The 15,028-nt window shown below is 54.5% G+C and carries 15 protein-coding genes; 7 read left to right on the top strand and 8 right to left on the bottom strand.

Annotated features, from left to right (window positions below):
• Positions 1-62 precede the first annotated feature (62 nt).
• From ACXAE6_RS10440 to mutT, 4 genes are all read left to right on the top strand, one after another.
• Entirely contained in the window at positions 63-914 is an 852-nt protein-coding gene (locus ACXAE6_RS10440; protein WP_392804438.1) for a M23 family metallopeptidase, read from the top strand.
• A 166-nt stretch (positions 915-1,080) separates the two neighbouring features.
• The gene (secA, locus tag ACXAE6_RS10445; RefSeq protein ID WP_475147293.1) at positions 1,081-3,816 is read left to right on the top strand and encodes a preprotein translocase subunit SecA; all 2,736 of its coding nucleotides are present in this window, start codon (positions 1,081-1,083) and stop codon (positions 3,814-3,816) included.
• Between the two features lie 10 nt (positions 3,817-3,826).
• Positions 3,827-5,047, top strand: a complete 1,221-nt coding sequence (gene argJ, locus ACXAE6_RS10450) for a bifunctional glutamate N-acetyltransferase/amino-acid acetyltransferase ArgJ (protein WP_475147296.1) — start codon at positions 3,827-3,829, stop codon at positions 5,045-5,047.
• Between the two features lies 1 nt (position 5,048).
• Positions 5,049-5,462, top strand: coding sequence for an 8-oxo-dGTP diphosphatase MutT (gene mutT / locus ACXAE6_RS10455; RefSeq protein WP_475147299.1), 414 nt, complete (start codon positions 5,049-5,051; stop codon positions 5,460-5,462).
• A 6-nt stretch (positions 5,463-5,468) separates the two neighbouring features.
• Here the strand turns inward: mutT and ACXAE6_RS10460 are convergent, their stop codons facing one another.
• Genes ACXAE6_RS10460 through pilB form a run of 5 tightly spaced genes read right to left on the bottom strand, consistent with a single transcriptional unit; the run spans position 5,469 to position 10,071 of the window.
• Positions 5,469-5,672, bottom strand: a complete 204-nt coding sequence (locus ACXAE6_RS10460) for a DNA gyrase inhibitor YacG (protein ID WP_475147301.1) — start codon at positions 5,670-5,672, stop codon at positions 5,469-5,471.
• Entirely contained in the window at positions 5,662-6,288 is a 627-nt protein-coding gene (gene coaE / locus ACXAE6_RS10465; RefSeq protein ID WP_475147305.1) for a dephospho-CoA kinase, read from the bottom strand. Before coaE ends, ACXAE6_RS10460 begins: the two co-directional genes overlap by 11 nt.
• Entirely contained in the window at positions 6,285-7,151 is an 867-nt protein-coding gene (locus ACXAE6_RS10470; RefSeq protein WP_475147307.1) for a prepilin peptidase, read from the bottom strand. The genes coaE and ACXAE6_RS10470 overlap by 4 nt, the downstream gene beginning before the upstream one ends.
• Complete coding sequence (locus ACXAE6_RS10475) at positions 7,151-8,374, bottom strand: type II secretion system F family protein (protein WP_475147311.1); 1,224 nt, start codon at positions 8,372-8,374, stop codon at positions 7,151-7,153. The genes ACXAE6_RS10470 and ACXAE6_RS10475 overlap by 1 nt, the downstream gene beginning before the upstream one ends.
• 11 nt (positions 8,375-8,385) lie before the next feature.
• On the bottom strand, positions 8,386-10,071 hold the full coding sequence (pilB, locus tag ACXAE6_RS10480; RefSeq protein WP_475147313.1) for a type IV-A pilus assembly ATPase PilB: 1,686 nt from the start codon (positions 10,069-10,071) through the stop codon (positions 8,386-8,388).
• Positions 10,072-10,342: 271 nt separating this feature from the next.
• Between pilB and ACXAE6_RS10485 the strand changes: the two genes are divergently transcribed.
• Entirely contained in the window at positions 10,343-10,804 is a 462-nt protein-coding gene (locus ACXAE6_RS10485; RefSeq protein WP_475147315.1) for a pilin, read from the top strand.
• 53 nt (positions 10,805-10,857) lie between these two features.
• On the opposite strand, the gene nadC is transcribed toward ACXAE6_RS10485, so the two are convergent.
• A complete protein-coding gene (nadC, locus tag ACXAE6_RS10490; RefSeq protein ID WP_475147318.1) occupies positions 10,858-11,733 on the bottom strand; it encodes a carboxylating nicotinate-nucleotide diphosphorylase in 876 nt (291 codons plus the stop codon).
• A gap of 117 nt (positions 11,734-11,850) precedes the next feature.
• Between nadC and ampE the strand changes: the two genes are divergently transcribed.
• Both ampE and trxB read left to right on the top strand, forming a co-directional pair.
• Entirely contained in the window at positions 11,851-12,663 is an 813-nt protein-coding gene (ampE, locus tag ACXAE6_RS10495) for a regulatory signaling modulator protein AmpE (RefSeq protein ID WP_475147321.1), read from the top strand.
• Between the two features lie 190 nt (positions 12,664-12,853).
• The gene (trxB, locus tag ACXAE6_RS10500; protein ID WP_475147323.1) at positions 12,854-13,810 is read left to right on the top strand and encodes a thioredoxin-disulfide reductase; all 957 of its coding nucleotides are present in this window, start codon (positions 12,854-12,856) and stop codon (positions 13,808-13,810) included.
• 60 nt (positions 13,811-13,870) lie between these two features.
• On the opposite strand, the gene minE is transcribed toward trxB, so the two are convergent.
• Entirely contained in the window at positions 13,871-14,122 is a 252-nt protein-coding gene (gene minE, locus ACXAE6_RS10505; protein ID WP_392804412.1) for a cell division topological specificity factor MinE, read from the bottom strand.
• Between the two features lies 1 nt (position 14,123).
• On the bottom strand, positions 14,124-14,933 hold the full coding sequence (gene minD / locus ACXAE6_RS10510; RefSeq protein WP_392804410.1) for a septum site-determining protein MinD: 810 nt from the start codon (positions 14,931-14,933) through the stop codon (positions 14,124-14,126).
• Positions 14,934-15,028: the final 95 nt, after the last annotated feature.

Raw genomic sequence — 15,028 nt, forward strand, 5'->3', positions numbered from 1 at the left:
TCATAGTGGTTAGCCGACGGCACGGTCGGTCCCGTACGGTTACATTTTCTGCTTTAGTGACGATGCTGACACTCGGTATCATCAGCTTGGTAACTCTGGCTGTGTTATCGATTCAGTGGATCCGCGCTAGCGAGCCGTCCATCATCGATATTCAGGCCGTCAAGCAATGGCAGCAGCGCCTGGTCAGTCAGGAGAGCGAACTTGATCGCACTCGTGAGCATACCGAAGAGCAGATTCGCGCTCTGACGGTAAAACTGGCGGAGTTGCAGTCACGCTTAACGCGCCTGGATGCACTGGGCGAACGTCTGGTTGACGTTGCTGAGCTTGATGACGGCGAGTTCGATTTCACCATTCCTCCCGGCGTCGGCGGCCCTGAAACCGAAGCTGGCAGCTATACGCCGCCGGATATTGTTGGTGCTCTGGATAGTCTGTCGTCAATGATTGATGACCGTGAGCAGCAGTTGTCGGTACTTAATTCCCTGCTGGGTGATCGTAAGATTCAATCGGCAACCTTTGTTGCTGGTCGTCCGATCGAACGGGGCTGGATGAGTTCTCGTTATGGTTATCGTAACGATCCGTTCACGGGCGACGTTGCCTGGCACGATGGTGTCGACTTCGCGGGCAAAGATGGGTCTAACATCATTGCCGTGGCTGCCGGTGTTGTTACCTGGGCCAGTGAGCGTTACGGCTATGGCAACATGGTCGAGATTAATCACGGTAATGGCTATGTAACGCGTTACGCCCACGCCAAAGAAGTGTTGGTAAATGTGGGTGATGTGGTTAAGAAGAATGATGTTATTGCACTGATGGGCAGCACCGGTCGTTCAACCGGCCCGCATACCCACTTCGAAGTGCATCATCGTGGTCGATCGGTTGATCCGGCGGAATACATTAACCGCGTAGCTAGATTCTAAATATTTTGGGCCGAGCACCATTGGTACTCGGCCCAAAATACTTCCCTGCTGATTTGAACTCCCCTCTATGGCGATTCTTCGCCAATTTCAAAGACAAATGCACTTGCAGTCAGTATAGTGGACCACCACTTAAGTCTTTGAATCGAATCTAAAAACGACACTTCCTATGTTCACCACTCTGATCCGTAAGGTGGTCGGTACCAAGAACGACCGCGAAGTAAAGCGGTTGAGCCGCTTAGTTCAACGTATTAACGCTCTAGAGCCTGAAATGCAGGCGCTTACCGACGATGGTATTCGCGATAAGACTGCGCAGTTCCGTCAGCGCCTGGAGCAAGGCGAAACCCTGGATGCCATACTGCCGGAAGCCTTTGCTCTGGTGCGCGAAGCCAGCCAACGTACGCTCGGTCTACGCCATTTCGATGTGCAGATGATTGGCGGCATGGTGTTGCATGCCGGCAAGATTGCCGAAATGAAAACCGGTGAAGGTAAAACGCTGGTGGCAACGTTGGCGGTGTATCTCAATGCGCTGCCTGCCAAAGGTGTGCACGTTATTACCGTCAACGATTATCTGGCTCAGCGTGACTCCGAGTGGATGCGTCCCCTCTATGAAGCTCTGGGTATGACCGTTGGCGTCGTTGTGTCACGACAAGACCCTGCAGAGAAACGCGCAGCCTACGAAGCCGATATTACCTACGGCACCAACAACGAATTCGGTTTTGATTATCTGCGCGACAACATGGCCTTCAGCCTGGCTGATAAATATCAGCGTGGTCAGCCCTACGGTATTGTCGATGAAGTCGACTCCATCTTAATCGATGAAGCCCGCACGCCGTTGATTATCTCGGGCGCCGCAGAAGACTCCAGCGAACGCTATCTGCAGATCAACAAGCTGATCCCTTCTTTGCAGCGAGCTTATGAAGCCAATGAAGGCGAAGACGCTAAGCCCGGCGATTTTCAGGTCGATGAAAAAAACCGGACGATCGAGTTGACCGAGCAAGGTCACGAGAAAGTCGAAAGCCTGTTGCATCAAGCCGGTTTGCTGCCCGAAGGCGAATCGCTCTACGCCCCTCATAACCTCTTGCTGTTCCATCACGTAACCGCCGGTTTGAAAGCCCACCATCTGTTCCAGCGCAATGTCGATTACATTGTGCAAGAAGGGCAGGTTGTCATTGTCGATGAACACACCGGTCGGACCATGCCGGGACGTCGCTGGAGCGATGGTTTGCACCAGGCTGTTGAAGCCAAAGAAGGGCTGGCGGTGCAAAAAGAAAACCAGACACTGGCATCGACAACCTTCCAGAATTACTTCCGTCTCTACGACAAGCTTTCCGGCATGACCGGTACGGCGGATACCGAAGCCTTCGAGTTGAATCAGATCTACGGTCTGGATGTGGTGGTTATTCCCACTAACAAACCCATTACCCGGGTTGATAAGAATGACCTTATCTATCTGACCGAGGCGGAAAAATACCAGGCAGTCATTGATGACATCATCGCTGAGCGGGATAAAGGCCGTCCGGTCCTGGTTGGTACTGCGTCGGTTGAGGCCTCAGAGCGCATTTCCGAAGCGCTGAAAAAAGCCAAGATCGAACACAATGTACTGAACGCCAAGCAACACGATCGCGAAGCCGATGTTATTGCGCAGGCGGGTCGTCCCGGCGCGGTTACCATCGCCACCAACATGGCCGGTCGGGGTACCGATATCGTGCTTGGTGGTAACTGGAAAACCGAAGCGGAGAAGCTGGAGAATCCATCTCAGGCGGATCTGGATAAATTGCAGGCCCAGTGGAAAGCGCTGAATCAACAGGTTCTTGATGCCGGCGGTCTGCATATTATCGGCACCGAGCGACACGAAAGCCGACGCATCGATAACCAGTTGCGTGGACGTGCTGGTCGTCAGGGGGATGCGGGTTCGTCGCGTTTCTTCCTATCGATGGAAGACAATTTGATGCGTATTTTCATGCCGCCGCGCATGAAAGGCATGATGCAATCGCTGGGTATGAAAGAAGGCGAAGCCATCGAAGCGCGCATGGTCACCAACGCCATCGAAAAAGCGCAGCGCAAGGTTGAAAACCGCAACTTCGATATTCGTAAGCAATTGCTGGAATACGACGATGTTGCCAATGACCAGCGTCAGGTGGTCTATCAGCAGCGTGATGACCTGATGGCCTCAGAATCCATCGAGGACGTCATCGATAACATTCGTACCGATATCGTCGATTCAGAAATCAGTTATTACGTGCCACCGCAGAGCCTGCCTGAACAGTGGGATGTGGCTGAGCTGGAAAAAGCCCTGCAGCGTGAATTTGCGGTGGAATTGCCGGTCCAGACATGGCTGGATGAAGACGACCACCTCAGCGAAGAAGGTATCCGTGAACGCATCCAGCAGGCGGTGCACGAGCGCTACAAGGAAAAAGAGGCGGTTGCCGGTGCGCAGGCACTGCGCCAGTTCGAAAAGCAGGTGATGTTGCAAGTGCTCGACCAGCACTGGAAAGAGCATCTGTACAACATGGATCATCTGCGTCAGGGCATTCATTTGCGCGGTTACGCGCAGCGTAATCCGAAGCAGGAATATAAGCGCGAATCCTTTGAACTGTTCCAGTCGATGCTGGAGCAGGTTAAGGCAGACACCATTCGCATCTTGTCCAACGTCAAAGTACGGACGCCGGAAGAAGCCGCTGAAGAAGAGCGCAAGCGTCGCGAAGCCGCTATGGCCCGGATGCGTTTCCAGCATGCGCAGGCATCGGCGATGGCCGAAGCTGACGGTGGTAACGATGAGCAACCACAGGCCAAAGCCGCCGCTCAACCGCAGACCCGGCAGACTCAGAAAGTGGGTCGCAATGAACCCTGTCCCTGTGGTTCGGGCAAGAAGTACAAGCATTGTCACGGCAAGTTGAGTTGAGGATAACAGCATGGCGGTCGGCCCAGGTCTGACAGGACAGTTATTGCCGATTGATGGCGTTGAAATAGGTGTTGCTCAGGCGGGAATTAAGCGTCCTGGACGTAATGACCTGGTGGTTTTCAAGCTGGCCGAAGGTAGCCGAACGGCGGGTGTTTTCACGACCAACGCTTTTTGTGCTGCCCCGGTTCATGTTGCCAAGGCTCATTTGCAAGCGCAGGCGCCTCGGCTGTGGCTGGTCAACACCGGCAACGCCAACGCCGGGACCGGTGCCCGTGGCATGACTGACGCTAACGCCAGCTGTGCTGAACTGGCTCGGCTGGTTGGTTTGCCAAGCGAGTCCGTGCTGCCCTTTTCTACCGGTGTTATCGGCGAGTACCTGCCTATGGATCGTCTCTTGGCGGGCTTGCCTTCAGCTCTGGAAAAGCTTCAGGCGGATAATTGGCAGGCCGCTGCCGGCGGTATTATGACCACCGATACCCGTCCCAAAGGGTTGTCGCAGCAGCTTGAGCTGGATGGTCAAACCGTCAGCCTCACTGGCATCGCCAAAGGGTCGGGTATGATCAAGCCAAATATGGCGACCATGCTGGCCTTTGTCGCCACCGATGCCAAGGTCGCCCCGGAACTGCTCGATAGCCTTCTGCGCCAAGCCACCGATGCCAGCTTCAACCGCATTACCGTCGACAGCGATACTTCAACGAACGACGCCTGCATGCTGGCGGCCACCGGTCGCAGCCAAGCGGGCGAAATCGACAGCGCTGAGCACCCGCATTACCAAGCATTTCTCGACGCCTTGACGCAGCTTATGCGCGGTCTGGCACACGAGATTGTTCGCGATGGCGAAGGCGCCACCAAGTTTGTCGAAGTCGCCGTCGAACAGGCGGGTTCGGTCGATGAAGCACTGGCGGTGGCTTACACCATTGCGCACAGCCCGTTAGTGAAAACCGCCTTGACGGCTTCCGATGCCAACTGGGGTCGAATCCTGGCTGCCGTAGGTCGTAGTGGTGTCGAAGGTCTGGATGTCAGCCAGATCGATATCTGGCTGGATGATGTTCAGATCGTGACTCAGGGCGAGCGGGCGGCAGACTATACCGAAACCGCCGGCAGCAAAGTTATGCAGCAGGAAGAACTGACGATTCGTATTGTGCTTGGCCGTGGCGATGTCGCTGACCGGGTCTGGACCACCGACCTGTCCTATGAATACATCCGTATCAACGCTGAGTATCGGACCTGAGATGGCGACCCGACTGATCAACGTTGCCGTGGGTATGGTATTGGACGGCGACAAGGTGCTGATCGCCAAACGTGGCGATCATCAGCATCAAGGCGGTCTGTGGGAATTTCCTGGTGGCAAGGTAGAAGCTGGCGAAACAACCCCCCAGGCATTGCGCCGCGAGTTGGCTGAAGAAGTCGGCTTGGATGTCGACCCTGCTCGGATGGTCGCACTCACCTGCCTGGAATTTGATTATGGTGACAAGGCTGTCCGCTTGGATACCTGGGTATGTCCAGGCTTTGCCGGTCAGGCTCAGGGTTTGGAAGGTCAGCCGGTGCGTTGGGTTGCGGTCTCCGACCTGGATCAATATGAATTTCCCAAAGCCAACCAGCCGCTGATTGAACAGTTGCAGGCGTATCTGGTTGGCGAGTCCTGACGCGCGCTAAGAATCCTGGTTGTTGTCAGGCGGCAGATCATCACTGAGTAATTCCTCCGCAGCCGGTTTGCCGGCAATTCGATGGCCTTCGCTGGCCCATTCTCCCAAATCGATAAGACGGCAGCGCTCGCTGCAAAATGGCCGGCTCGGGTTGGACGCATCATAGAGTGTGATCTTGCGGCAGGTCGGACAAGGGACTTCAGTCGTCATGACGGTTGCCTGTATCTGAACTTTGGGTGGGACGTTTTGCCATAATCTGCTGGTGCAATGCAACTATGGCGTTTTTCAATTCAGCTAAGGAGCCACTGTTGTCGATGACATGATCGGCCCGCAGTCGCTTCTCGATACGGCTCATCTGGCGGGCAATAATGGCTTTGGCCTGGCCTTCGTCGACGCCATCACGAGCGACGACCCGGCGCAGCTGGACGTCTTCTGGAACGTCGATCAAGATGCTCGCTTCGCAGCCTTTATCCAAGTCGTTCTCAAACAATAAAGGGGCTACCAGAATTGCGTAAGGCGAGGTCTGAGCGCTGAGCTGCTCGATCATGCGTTCACGAATTAACGGATGTAGTAAGGCTTCCAGCCAGAGTCGATCCTGTTCGTTCTTGAAGATGCGCTCACGTAACACAGCGCGATTCAGGCGGCCGTCGTCAGTAAGGAGGTCGGCGCCAAAATATTCAGTGATGGCTGTCAGTGCCGGCTCGCCCGGTTCCACAACCTCACGGGCAACCTGATCGGCATCGACACAACCGATACCAAGGCGTTCGAAGATGGCCGTCGCCGCCGATTTTCCCGAGCCGATACCGCCAGTCAGACCAATGATCATATCAGCGTCCCCAGGTACCACTGAATAAGTGCCTCTCCCCAGAATACGTACACCAGAGCAGCACCACACAGATAAGGACCAAAGGGAATCGGAAGCTGGTGGTCACGACCGCGCACAACGATGGCGCCGATGCCCATTAACGCCCCGACAACGGCCGCCAGCATGATGATCAGTGGTAGGCTTGACCAGCCGAACCAGGCACCGAAGGCGGCAAAGAGTTTGAAATCGCCATAACCCATGCCTTCTTTACCGGTCAGTAATTTGAAAGCCCAATATAGGCACCACAGCGACAGATAACCGGCTGCGGCACCGATAACCGCATCAGTTAGGGGTACAAACAAAGCGTTGATATTGACCAGCAGGCCAACCCAGAGCAACGGCAGGGTCAGGCTGTCGGGCAATAATTGGTGATCAATATCGATGGCGGTCAGTACCAACAGAGTCCAGAAAAATCCCATTAATAACAGCGTCTGCAAGCTGGCTCCAAATTGCCAGGCGACCGCCAGCGCCAGCAAGGCGGCAGCGGCTTCCAATAATGGATAACGCGGTGAAATAGGACTGTGGCACTGAGAACAACGACCTCTGAGCAGGATGAGGTAACTGAACAGTGGGATGTTTTCCCAGGCGCGGATAAGGTGATTGCAATGTGGACAGTGCGATGCCGGTTGCATCAGATTAAACGGCTGGTTTGCTGCCGGCTCACGTCCCTCCATCAGTGCCGCTTCACGTGCCCAGGCACGTTGCATCATGATCGGTAATCGATGAATAACAACGTTCAGAAAGCTGCCAAAAATCAAACCGGCAAGACCAGCAAAAATGAGCAGCAAAACTGGACTGGCTTGCAAAAGTTCAAACAAATTCATTAACCGATGACCGCTCCCATGCGGAAGATGGGTAGATACATGGATACTACCAAAGCACCGACCAACAGTCCCAATACTGTCATGATCAAGGGCTCCATAATAGCGCTCAGGGCAGTCACCTGCTGGTCGACATTGTCTTCATAAATGGCCGCCGACTTGGCCAACATGGCATCGAGCGTACCGGACTGTTCACCGATCGAGACCATTTGGATCAGCAATATGGGAAAGCAGCTGTGTTCGCGCATGGCGACAGCCAGTTCAGTGCCGGTTTCAACACTTTTAGCCGTCTCATTAATGGCCTTGGCATAGACCACATTGGCGGAGGCGGTGGCGGCTGACTGCAGTGCTTGAACCAGAGGAACACCGGCGGCAAAGGTGATTGATAGGGTGCGGGCATAACGAGCCATAGCGGCCTGGTGCAATAGTTTACCGATAGCCGGAAGCTTCAGGGTCAATCGTTGCCAGACCTGCTGCGCTCGACTGGAACGACGCATCAGCCAGCGCATTGTCAAACTGCCTGTGATTGACAAGATGATCAGGACAGGCCAATGCGACTGCAGGCTGTTTGATAGCTGTACCACCAACGCAGTGGCGGCAGGCAGGGGCGCACCGAAGCTGGTGAATAGATCCGCGAAGGTCGGCACCACCTTCAACAGCAGCAGCACAGTGACCGCTACGGCGATAACCAACACAGTGATTGGGTAAGCCAAGGCTCCTCTGACTTTTTTACGTATCTGCTCGGCTTTTTCCTGATACAAAGCGAGACGTTCCAGCATGACATCGAGTGCACCGGCCGTTTCACCCGCGTCAACCAGGGCACAATAAAGTGTACCGAAATAACGAGGATGTTGGCGCAGGGCGCTAGACAGAGTGTTGCCACTGGCGACTTCAATACTGATCTGTCTGATCAGACTTGCCAGTCGTTTGTTGGTCAGTCCGTCGATTAAAATATCGAACGCTTGCATCAAAGAAACACCGGCTTTCAATAGCGTTGCCAGTTGACGTGTCAGCGCAGCAATATCGGCTGATTTAATAGGGCTCATGAAACCATTCAAGTGATGGTTTTGTTTGTGCAGACGGATAATCCGAACCATCCCTTGCTGCCTTAACCGGGCTCTGGCCAAACCTGCTGAATGACTGGCAATGGTGCCGCTGTGTTGTTTGCCATTGCGATCCGTGGCCAGGTAATCGAACTGTCGAACAGGTTGTGAAGACGTTGCCATGTTGCCTCCGTTCAATCACTGAGAGTGACTCGGTAAACTTCATCCAAACTGGTCTCACCGCTCAGCACCTTTGTTAATCCGGCTTGCCGCAAGGTGCTGAAACCTGCTTTAGCAAAGGCGTCGTGCAGATCTGCTGTGTGACTGTCCGTCAATAAACGTTGCGCAAGTTCCGGTGTGAGAGTGACGAGTTCGTAGAGGCCAATGCGCCCTTTATAACCGTTGTGACACTGCTCACAGCCGGCCGCCTGAAACAACTGAACCGAGCTTAATTGGGCTTTATCAAAACCGGCGTTCAGCAGATTTTGTTGGCTTAATTGAGCCGGCTGCTTGCAGTGATTACAGAGCCGGCGTACCAGCCGCTGTGCGATGATCATGCGAATGCTGGAGATCAAATTAAACGGCGCTACTCCCATATTGAGCAGGCGGGTCAGGGTGTCGGCGGCACTGTTGGTGTGCAGTGTCGACAATACCAGGTGGCCGGTTTGAGCGGCTTTGATGGCGATATTTGCCGTCTCAAGATCGCGTATTTCACCCACCATGACGACATCCGGATCCTGCCGTAAGAAAGCGCGCAGGGCGGTGGCAAAATCAAGACCGATTCGGTTATTGATACTGACTTGATTGATACCGTCGAGATGAATCTCCACCGGATCCTCGGCGGTCGAGATATTAATACCATTCTGATTAAGAATGCTCAGACCGGTGTAGAGCGAGACTGTTTTACCGGAACCGGTCGGGCCGGTTACCAATATCATACCCTGGGGTTTTTTCAGGGCCGCTAAGAACGCTTGCTGTTGATCAGAGCTCATCCCCAAAGCCTTAATATTCAGCCGCGTTTGAGATGAATCCAGAATGCGTAGCACAACTTTTTCGCCAAAGAGTGTCGGCAATGTACTGACGCGAAAATCAACGCTGCCTGTCTGCTGTTGCACACTCATGCGGCCATCCTGGGGCAGGCGGCGTTCGGAAATATCCAAATTGGACAATATCTTTAAACGTGCGGCCAACTTCGGCCCGAAGGTGGGCGGCGGCTGAGCAATGTCCTGTAGAACACCATCAATGCGAAAGCGAATCCGGTAGCTGTTTTGGTAAGGTTCGAAATGCAAATCGGAGGCTCGCTGACGAATGGCAGCCGCTAACATCTGATTGATAAAACGCACAACAGGCGCGTCGTCTTTTTCTTTGTTCAGGTCACTCAATGGGGCTGTATTGGCGGTGCCGGTGCCGGTGCCGGCTGTGGGCGGTTCTAGCAATAGTTCTGTGGTCTTATCGAGCCAGTTTTGCAAAAGCTGTTCGAGTTGATCATCGGCTAATAGAAAAGCGGTGACCGCCATGCCGGTATGAAACCGAATGTCCTCTACTGCCTGCAGCTTGGTCGGATCGGACAGGGCGATGGATAACTGACCATCGCGCTGCGCCAGCGGAATCACTCTGTGGGTCTGCAACAGATGATCGGCGATTAAATCTCTGGGCGCCTGTGACAGATCGAAAGTATTGAGGTCGCATAGTGGCAAGCCGAATTCAGCGGCAGCGACTTCGGCCAGTTTTTGGGCTGGTATCTGGTGCAGGTTAATCAGGTGGGATATCAGGCTGAGGTTTTGCTGTTGTGCTTGCTGTAGAGCCTGCAGCGCTTCCTGTTCATCCAATAATTCAGCCTGAACCAGGCGCCGCGCCAAACTATTCAGTGGGTCAGTCATAGACAATCCTTTGTCGTAACGTGAAGGATGATACCCATCCGGCTCATTCCATGTGCCGACGATAAATCCGATATCGAAGGTTTTTATATCCGAAGAGGTGTGCTCAACAGAACTCTGAGTGTCAACTTATTCTAAGGTTGTGACCCAGTACTCTTTTTGTGGTGAAAGGTAGCATTTACCTCTTCAAATCAGGCTTGGCATGATCAAGCAGGAAAAACTGATCATGCTACACCGGACGTAGCCTGATGCATTGATAACGAAGGAGAAAGCAATGCGGATACAGCAGGGATTTACCTTAATTGAACTGATGATTGTTGTGGCGATCGTCGGGATTCTCGCCGCTTTGGCGGTGCCAACCTACCAAGATCACATCGCTAGAACGCAGGTTAACCGGGTCTATGGAGAACTGACGGCGTTGAAGTCCAACGTCGAGGACCGACTGATGCGCGGTAATGCCGATTTCACGACGCTTGATGAAATAGGCGGCCAGATATCGTCCCTGGTAGGCGCGAATAATTATCAGATTAATTTCCGAGAGTCGGGTGATGGCTCGGGTTTCTTAAGAGCCACGCTGGGCGGTGATACATCGGTATCCATCAGCGGAGCCATACTGTCGTTGGAACGCAATGACAGAGGGCTTTGGAACTGTGTGATCTATACCGAGGCAGCACCCGCCTGGGAAGACAGCTATACGCCGGGCGGTTGTGAAAACAAAGACCAGCCCCTCGTTTGACTCAATAAATTAAAAAGCCGTTGCCGGTTAAGGCAACGGCTTTTTTATAACAATCAGCTCGGTGTCTGCATGGTCAGTCTCAAGCTCAGGTCCATCGCTTGAACATGCTTGGTAATGGCGCCGACTGAAATGAAATCGACATTGGCGCCGGCTGCCAGGTCGGCGTTGAGCCGATCCAGATCAAAGTTTCCGGAGCTTTCCAACTTGACCCGACCCGCTGCGCGCGCCACTGCCTGGCGCGTTGCTTCGGTATCGAAATTATCCAGCATGACGATATCGGCGCCGGCCTCGATGGCTTCATCCAACTGAGCCATGGTTTCCACTTCTATTTCCACCGCGATATCCCGGTGTAGGGTTTTGGCTTGGGTGATAGCCGGGCGAATACCGCCACAGGCCGTAATGTGGTTTTCTTTGATCAGAAAACGATCATAAAGCCCAAGTCGATGATTTTCGCAACCCCCCACCAAAGCGGCGTATTTCTGCGCCAGCCGTAAACCAGGCAGCGTTTTGCGGGTATCGAGAATGGCGATCGGCATAGCGGCAACGAGACTGGCGTAGCGCTGCGCAGCAGTGGCGGTGCCGCTCAGTGTTTGCAGAAAATTCAGTGCGCAGCGTTCGGCCGTTAAGATGCTGCGTGCGCTGCCGCTGATATCGACCAGGGTGTCGTTGGGTTGGACTTCGGCACCGTCTTCAAAATGCCAGTTCAGCTGGACCTCGGCATCAATCTGGCGAAAGGTTTCTGCGAACCATTCGCGGCCGCACAAGACGCCATTTTCACGGGTGATGACACTGGCTTTGGCCTGGGTATCCGCCGGAATCAATTCAGCGGTTATATCACCACTGCCGAGGTCTTCCTCCAGAGCAAAACGAACGGCACGGCTCAGATGATCTTTCAGGATGGCGGCGTAAGAGGTGTCGGCGATGAACATCAGGTTTCCGCTGTTGTCGGGTGAGGCCGGCATTATAGAGACGGCAGCGAGCGCTTCGCAATCGACTGGTGCCGATGTTAATCTGGCCGCCGTGTCCGCAAATCGGAGCTTTGCAACATGAGCTTTCTGGCAGCGTTGCTGGCCTGGCTGGTATCACTGAGTGTGACCGCCCGGCGCTTGCCTGGTATCGATTCCATGCATTCCATTCTGGCCGTGCTGGTACGCCGTTTAGGCGGCAGTACGGTCGCCTTATTGCTGATTGTTTTACTGCCGGCGGTATTGGTCTGGCTGTTGTTATGGTGGGCGCAGCTGTGGTGGTTGACGCCGGTTTTAGGTTTCGTGGTTCTCGTGCTTGCCTTCGGGCCCGGAGATCAGGCCGATCAACTACAGGCCTACCGGGCGCTGCAGGATGAAGGTGATTTTGACGGCGCCTATCAACTGGCTGTCTCTACCATGGGGATGTCCGAAGGTCTCTATGAACGTGGTCCCAGCCAGATGGACCAGGCCTTGAAACAGGGCCTTGCTTATCAATTGTTTCAGCATTTCTTTGTCAGCCTGTTCTGGTATGTGGCCTTTGGTGTACCGGGCGTGATCATGTCGTCTTCACTGTCACTGGTGCAGCCAATCTTCCGTGGCGAGCCCGGTGGTCCGTTGGCGCTGCAGTTGAGCCATGCGGTGAACTGGATACCGGTAAGGCTGCTTACCCTAAGCCTGGCTCTGGTCGGTAACTTTGCGCAGGGCTTTGCCATCTGGGTGCGCCGGCTGCGTGAGTTCGAGTATGTGGATCGAGCCTTGCTGGCCTCAGCAGTTCGTTCATCGTTACCGGGTGAACCTCATGAGCAGAAGCCCGAAGACCTGTTATTGCTGATCAAGCGGGCTCAGGTGCTGTGGCTGGTCGTGCTGGCGGTCTTCACCATCTTTTCCTGGTAATACGACGGCACCGAAAACTCCCGTTCTGGGCCACGGCCAACCGGCCCGCTGGGCGGGATGCGACCCTTTTTGATGTTAGTTAAAAACAATCAGGGTTATAGCAAGGCAAGGCTTGATTCAATCGATAAAGCCGCCATCCTATGCGCCAGTCGAATTTCTCTCACGCTTTTGAATGGACGGATACTCCGCTATGAGCACTCAACACCATGAACTGATCATTCTTGGTTCCGGCCCGGCCGGCTATACCGCAGCTGTCTACGCGGCTCGAGCCAACCTGAAGCCGGTGGTCATTACCGGCATGCAGATGGGCGGTCAGCTGACCACCACGACTGAGGTTGAAAACTGGCCGGGCGGTCACGCTGAATTGCAAGGACCGGAGTTGATGGAAAAGATGAAGGAGCACGCCGAGCGCTTCGATACCGATATCATCTTTGATCATATCCATACCACCAACCTGAGCGAAAAGCCGTTCCGTCTGGAAGGCGATCAAGGTGTTTACACCTGTGATGCGCTGATTATCAGCACCGGTGCCAGCGCCCGCTATCTGGGTCTGGAGAGCGAAACCGCCTTCCAGGGCAAGGGCGTGTCCGCTTGCGCAACCTGCGACGGTTTCTTCTACCGTGGCAAAGAAGTCGCCGTGGTTGGCGGTGGTAACACGGCTGTGGAAGAAGCGCTGTACCTGGCCAATATCGCCAGCAAGGTGCATCTGATTCACCGTCGCGACAGCGTTCGTTCAGAGAAGATTCTCGCCGATCGACTGGTGGAGAAAGAGAAGGAAGGCAAGGTGGTGTTCCATTGGAACAATACCCTGGACGAAGTGCTGGGCGATGAAATGGGTGTCACTGGCGTGCGCCTGAAAAACACCCTCGACAGCAGCACCTCAGAATTGGCTGTGGATGGTGTCTTTATTGCCATCGGCCATACGCCCAATACTCAGATCTTCGAAGGTCAGTTGGCGATGGAAGGCGGTTATATCAAGGTGAATTCTGGCCTTGCCGGTAACGCCACTCAGACCAGCGTGCCCGGCGTCTTTGCTGCCGGCGATGTGATGGACCATATTTATCGACAGGCCATTACCTCGGCCGGTACCGGCTGTATGGCGGCGCTGGATGCGGAAAAATATCTGGATAAGCTCAAGCACGCCTGAGTTGCTTCCGAATAAAAAACGCCGGCAGATGCCGGCGTTTTTTATGCGTGAACAACGGGTCTATTTCGGCAGATTGACGTTCACTTCCAAGACCGAATGACTGCCGTCGTCGTTCAGATCCACCTGCACCTGATCCGGTTCCACCTGAACGTATTTTTCGATCACCGCCAGAATGTCACGCTGTAAAGCGGGCAGATAGGCTGGCGCATTGCGTTGACGGCGCTCGTGGCTGACGATCACCTTGAGGCGATCGCGGGCGACATCTGCCGAACGGGCCTCTTCCTTGTCGCGAAAGCGGTCGAAAAATGCCATCTCAGCCTCCGAAGACCCGTTTGAAGAAACCCTTGCGCTGGGCTTCCAGGAAACGGTGCGGTTTGTCCTCACCAAGGAAACGATCGACGGTGTCCAGATAGGCCTGGCCGGCATCGCTCTTGTCATCCAGCACCACCGGCATGCCTTTGTTGGAGGCATTGAGAACCGACTGACTTTCCGGCACGACGCCGAGCAGCGGCACGGCGAGGATTTCTTCGATGTCCGGAATGGTCAGCATTTCGCCGCGGGCCACGCGTTCTGGGTCGAAGCGGGTAATCAGCAGATGTTCCTTAACCGGTTCGGCGCCGGTTTCAGCGCGCAGGCTCTTGCTTTGCAGGATACCCAGAATGCGGTCTGAATCGCGCACTGAGGAGACTTCCGGGTTGGTGACGACGATGGCTTCATCGGCGTAATACAAGGCCATCTGCGCACCCTGTTCAATACCGGCGGGGGAGTCGCAGATGATGTACTCAAACTGCTCGGCCAGTTGATCGAGGATAGTTTTGACGCCGTCGCGGGTCAGGGCGTCTTTATCGCGCGTTTGCGACGCCGGCAGGATATACAGCTGATCGCAGCGTTTGTCTTTGATCAGTGCCTGGTTGAGGCTGGCATCACCCTGGATAACGTTGACGAAATCGAACACCACCCGGCGTTCGCAGTTCATGATGATGTCGAGGTTGCGCAGGCCGATGTCAAAATCGATAACGACGGTTTTGTGACCTTTCAAAGCCAGGCCCATGCTGATGGCGGCACTGGTGGTGGTTTTGCCCACGCCTCCTTTGCCGGAGGTAATGACGACGATCTTTGCCAAGATGCGGGTTTCCTGTATCCGTTGATTCGATAATTAGGCGGAAGTAGTCCCTAACGGCGGGGAGTACTTTCTTGCTGTGCCAGAGACTACCAAGG

The organism is Saccharospirillum sp. ABV4_185, assembly GCF_056159245.1.